The sequence below is a fragment of the Pseudomonas sp. SWRI81 genome, assembly GCF_014268545.1.
GTDB classification, from domain to species: Bacteria; Pseudomonadota; Gammaproteobacteria; order Pseudomonadales; family Pseudomonadaceae; genus Aquipseudomonas; species Aquipseudomonas hamedanensis.
On sequence record NZ_JABWQS010000113.1, the window covers coordinates 1 to 301 of the forward strand.

Consider the following 301-nt stretch of genomic DNA (forward strand, 5'->3'; position numbering starts at 1 on the left):
TGCTCGAGAAAGCGCTGGGTCAGGCGACAGGGTTGTTGAATGTGTCGCCGCCTTCGCGAGCAGGCTCGCTCCCACAGGGTTATGCAGTGGGTTCAGTCCAGCGGCACCCTCAAAGCCTGTGCAATCGCGTTGCCATACGCCGGGTCGGCCTTGTAGAAATGCTGCAACTGACGGTCGACAACATCGCTTGAAACGCCCGCCATCGCACCGGCGATGTTACTGATCAACAAGGCCTTCTGCTCGTCGCTCATCAACCGAAACAACGCGCCGGCATGGCTGTAGTAATCGGTGTCTTCGCGAT

General features: G+C 58.8%; 1 protein-coding gene. It reads right to left on the bottom strand.

Annotated elements, in window-relative coordinates:
• Nucleotides 1–92 precede the first annotated feature (92 nt).
• Nucleotides 93–301 (bottom strand): catalase-related domain-containing protein (locus HU765_RS26660; protein WP_272975108.1); only part of this gene is annotated, 209 nt, incomplete at its 5' end.